2 protein-coding genes and 1 pseudogene are annotated in these 5,047 nt (G+C 56.8%); 2 read left to right on the top strand and 1 reads right to left on the bottom strand.

What is annotated here, in order from left to right; translation table 11 throughout:
- Nucleotides 1-651: sensor domain-containing diguanylate cyclase (locus tag EOL86_11870; protein NCD26271.1), on the top strand; the 651-nt coding region annotated here is incomplete at its 5' end.
- Nucleotides 652-678: 27 nt separating this feature from the next.
- A complete protein-coding gene (locus tag EOL86_11865; protein ID NCD26270.1) occupies nucleotides 679-2,907 on the top strand; it encodes a hypothetical protein in 2,229 nt (742 codons plus the stop codon).
- A 252-nt stretch (nucleotides 2,908-3,159) separates the two neighbouring features.
- On the opposite strand, the pseudogene EOL86_11860 reads toward EOL86_11865, so the two are convergent.
- Nucleotides 3,160-5,047: pseudogene (locus EOL86_11860) on the bottom strand (autotransporter domain-containing protein).

Raw genomic sequence — 5,047 nt, 5'->3', positions numbered from 1 at the left:
GCGGCCGTCGACTCCCTGCGCCGGGCCAAGGATGAACTGGAGATCCGGGTTCGTCAGCGCACCTCCGACCTCTCGGAAGTCAACAACAAGCTCAGCCGGGAAGTGGCCGAACGCCTTGTGGCGCAAAAGGCCTTGCAGGAGGCCGCGACCATCGATCCCCTGACACGTCTTTTCAACCGGCGCGTCGTCCAGGAGCGGCTCGACCTCGAAGTGGCCCGCAACAGCAGGCAGAACACGCCCTTCACGCTCGTCATCGTGGACATCGATCACTTTAAAATGATCAACGACACGCATGGACACGAAGCAGGGGACAGCATCCTGGTGGAAACGGGAGTGCGCATGAAAGGCATCATCCGTGGACAGGACACGTTGGCCCGATGGGGCGGTGAGGAATTCATGATCCTGCTGCCGGATACCGACTCGGCAGGGGGACTGGAAGTCGCCGATAAGGTCCGCGCGCGCATCGCGGACACGACATACTATTTCGCGGGCAAGGAGATCCGGGTTACGGCGAGTTTCGGAGTGGCCCAGTATAAAGGAAACTTGGAAGGGGCGATCACGGCCGCGGACCAGGCTCTTTATCAGGCCAAGAATCTAGGTCGGAATCGGGTCGTGCTGGCCGACGCGGAAAGTTCGAGCGCAAGTTTATAAAGGCCCTCTTCGGCAGTGAGAACTGAAATGAATTCCAATATTCCATACGGTCAGCGCGGCCCGTGTTCCACAACCTCGGAGACTTCGTCCGCTGCCCAGCTTGCGCTGGCCCGCATCCTGGAACAAGCATTGCATTTTTTTAGCAAGGGAAACAAAGAACTGGCGGCCGGACTTTGCACTCACGCCCTTGAAATAGACCCCTCTGCAAGCGAGGCCCGTTTGCTCTTGGCCAGGATGGCGGACGAAAGTGGCGATCTGTCCGGGGCCGAAGTGCACCTGCGAGCCGCTCTGCATTCTGAACCGTTGAACGTGGAATCATTGAAAGAGTTGACCGGACTGCTTTTGCGGGACAACCGCGAGCAAGAAGCGCTGAACGTGGTGCTGCAGGCTGCTGAACGTGCGAACGGCTGTGCGGGGACATTGGTTCTCGCAGCTCAAACTGCCGAAATCACAGGAGATAAACGTAGCAGTATTCGGTTTCGCCAGCAGCTAGCCGTAATTGAGCCCGAGAATCCAGAGCACCTCTTGATCGTCGCTCGTTGTCTGCTCGAGCTTTGCCTCCCCGAGCGAGCACTTGCAATTTGTTCGAGTGCACGCGCGAAGTTCCCAACGAATAGCGATTTTTATGTCCTTTCCAGTCAGGCGTCCCATGCCATGGGCAGCAAGGAAGAGGCGGAGCAATATTCCGATAATGCTTTACAGCTTGATCCAGAAAACCCTGTCGCATGGGCCCAGTCTGCCATGATCCATCATCATGACCCGGACGACTTCTTCAAGGCCGAGGCTTGTTATCGCAAGGCGTTGGAGCTTAAACCCAATTGGGTTAACGTAATCTCAAACCTCGGTTCTCTCTATTTGGAACACCATCGCCATCACGACGCGCGACGTGTTTGGAGCGAGGCGCGCTCGCCTGAGTTGTTTGTTAAAAATGCCTTGGCAATAACAGCCGTTCCGCCAAATATTGAAGCTATTCACTCCGACAGACAACGTATCCGAGACCTTTGTCTCCAGCCTCCACCCACCGGTTCCATCTCGAATCCGGTCAACCAGATAGGTTTCACCAATTTCAACACGGCCTACCATGGCCTTCCCAACCGCGACTTGCACGTCGGAATTGCTGATTTGCATCGAAGACTTTGCCCCCGCCTTGCGCGGGAAAGATCGGCGGCCGGTCTTGCGCATAAACCTCGGCGAATCGGAATCATTTCCCGCTATCTCAAGCCGCACACGGTCGCGGACTATTTCGTCGAAGTGCTGCACTCGGTACAGGCCCAAGGATTGCCCCTGCGTATCTTCACCTTCGAACGAATGACCAATCCCTTCCTGGAGCGACTCTCTCTCCATTCGGCAACCATGCAAAGTCTGCCAACGGATCTTTGGGTGGCTGCCGATGCGATTGCTCGGGAAAAACTGGACCTGCTTCTTTACCTCGACATCGGTATGGACCCACTCACCTACTTCCTCGCCCATATCCGTCTTACTCCTTTGCAGTGCGCCCTTTACGGTCATCCCGATACGACAGGCCTGCCGAGCGTGGATTATTTTATTTCTCCCGCCATTATGGAACCGATTCAAGGCGAAGAGCATTACAGCGAAAATCTTTGCGCTCTACCTAGTTTGGTCAGCGGTATCAGGAGGCCCAAGGTTCCCGGAAAATTTTCTCGGAATGAACTTGGCTTGCCCGCCAATCGAACACTCTTTCTTTGCCCGCAAAGCCTTTTCAAACTTCATCCCAGTTTTGATCGTACCTTACGGCGACTTTTGGATGAAGATCCTGAAGCGTCCCTCCTACTTTTTCATGCTCCAAAAAAAGCTTGGGACGAGCACCTTGAGCAACGCCTCAACCTTGGGCCACGGCTCACATGGTTGCCATCGACATCGGCGGAACGTTTTTTGGCGATATGCAATGCCGTGGATGCCGTGCTTGACACGCCTTCCTTCAGCGGCGGAGCAACGTCTTACAAAATTTTGGGGATCGGAGTCCCCATCGTCGCATGGCCCGGGGAATTCATGCGTTCTCGGCAAACAGCGGGGCTTTACGACCACTTAAAAATCGAAGGCCCCGTGGCTTCCAATGAAGATGAATATGTGAATTTGGCGCTCAGAGCAGCCCACGATGTTACGTATAAGGCCGAACTCAGACAGCGGCTTCTGGAAGGAGCATCGGACCTCTTCGATGTCCAATCCGCGGCGGCTCCACTGAAAAATTTTTTACAAAATCCAGAGGAAGCCTGCACAATGCGCGGAAAATGTTGAACGCGGCTGGTCGACAACAAAGCACGCGCTGGCCATATTCTGCCTGGAAAAAATGTGGACTGCGCGTGGACTAAAAAAAAGGCCTTACATTGATTGAGTCCTAAAGCGCCCCAGAGTCCTATGGACGTGTGGAGTTGGTGTGGACTTCAAAGCCGTTTTTTCGGTGTTCATGTGGGGGAGCCTTTTGAACGGCGGAGAGCCCAGGAGCGCTTTAACTGGGTGAATCTCGTTCAACGGCAAAGAGGGATGTCTTCAAAAATTAACATTCACACCAAGTTCGCCGCCATGGCTCTCTTGCTGTTGGTTGCCGAACATGGTGGAGAACGAGGCTATTAACATTACCCGTTCGCTCGCTTTGAAAGAAGTACCAAGTGTCACGGTGCCCCAATCGTTGGCTATTGGGACGGCGTCCATGGAATACGCCGGGGCGGCGATGGAGGAGAGGTCGGCCGTCACCTCGCGGTCGGAATCCTCGAATTCATGGTTCCACGTTGCTTCCGCGAATGGCTGGAATCTGCCCACGTCCGCCCTAATGCGCCAGCCCAGCTGGCTGACAGTTGAACCGCGCTTCTGCTCGTCGAAGGATAGGGCCGTGACGCCGCTAACGCCTGATTCTGTGAATTCTTCGATGGTCACCTGCTGTAGCACCAGACCCGCCACCGGTCCGGTGGTGACCGCCCCCCATTTCAGGTCTCCGCCCAACCGCAGGGCCAGGCCCAGGGAATGGCCGGTGGTGTCGGCGTTGTTTTGGTCCATGAACATGCCTAGGGGCACATTGCGGCTGATTTTGTCCTGGTACAGGCCATGGGAGACCACGGCGTCGCACCACAATGGACCGTGCTTGTAGGCGGAGTAAAGGCTGAAGGATTGTTCGTCCTGGTCAAAGTGGCCCACATCCTGGGAGAAGTCTTGGGTCTGAGTTCCTGCCGCGAAGGCAGCGCCCAGGGTGAGTCCGAAGGTCGTCTGATAATCAGCGCCCACCAACCCCTCGAAAGGTGCGCCATTTGTTTCCGCAAAGCCATCGTCGTTCTTGATTCGCAGTGAGTTGGATCTTCCGCTTATCCAGACGTTGATTCCGTTTGGACCGCGATGCTGCCCTGAAAGATCGATCTGTTCCTGGATGGTAGCCACGCGCGCCAGGCCGCCCTGCAACGGTGATTCGGCCAAAAGCGACATGAGGCTTGGCGCTACCAGCAGGCTGTATTCGTAATCCGCTTCGATCCGCTGGCCCGCGGTGGTCAGATGCTTGCCGTCGATGAACAGGTAGGTCTGCATCTCGAGAGGGGTGATGTCAGTCCAACTGGTAAGCATTGCGCTCTTGGAGGACGGGGCGTTTGCTGCAAGTACCGTGGACGGGGTGAACCCGAAGGATTCGGGATTGAGAGATACGAAGCGAAACAGGCTGGTGAGGTCGGCGGGAATGTACCGGACGCCCGCAGCCGTCAGGGCCGACCATTTCATGTTCCCGTAGGAGATGGCCCGAGCGTAGTCGCCGACATTGTCAGCTGGCAGGACGCCACCAGGGCCGGTCAAGGTCGCGATGAAAATGTATTGGGGATGATGATGGTGCGGGCTCCGGCAGCTTGCAGGGTAGCCACGCTCTCCGCCAGTTGGGAAGCCACGCCGCTGAGGAAGTCGGGGTTGGCCGCGATCCAGGCTGCGCCCTGTTTCTGCACGAAGATCAGGTCGTTGTTGCCGGTGTTGATCACATACAGGGCGCGAGGGTTGGCTGCGCCTCCAACGGAGGCCAGGTAGTTGGCGATTTGCTGGGTGGTGGCCACGTTTCCCGGCAAACTACCGGGAGCATACGAGACGCCTTCAGAGGGACGCAGAGGTGCCGTATAGGCGGCAGCGTTGGCGTAATTGCTCCCGCCGGCGCTGACAGGTTCCGCATCCAGACCGAACAGTCCGGCCAACATGGTGGAAGTCATCACCCCCGGGCCGGCTAACCCGCCCAGGGCTCCTGCCGCAATGGCGGAGAGAAGTGCTGCATCCACGTCCGGATTGCCCGATGAAGCATACCGGAAATAGCCGCTGTCCAGGGTGCTGTCGCCAAGCCCAATGAACTGGTTGAACTTCCCTGACGCGTCAGCAGGAGTCTTTGCCCCGAGGAGGCTGAGCGCAACTAACGCGGTGACCA

This window comes from Deltaproteobacteria bacterium, assembly GCA_009930495.1.
Lineage (GTDB): Bacteria > Desulfobacterota > Desulfovibrionia > Desulfovibrionales > Desulfomicrobiaceae > Desulfomicrobium.
This window is presented reverse-complemented; position numbering and strand designations above follow the sequence as displayed.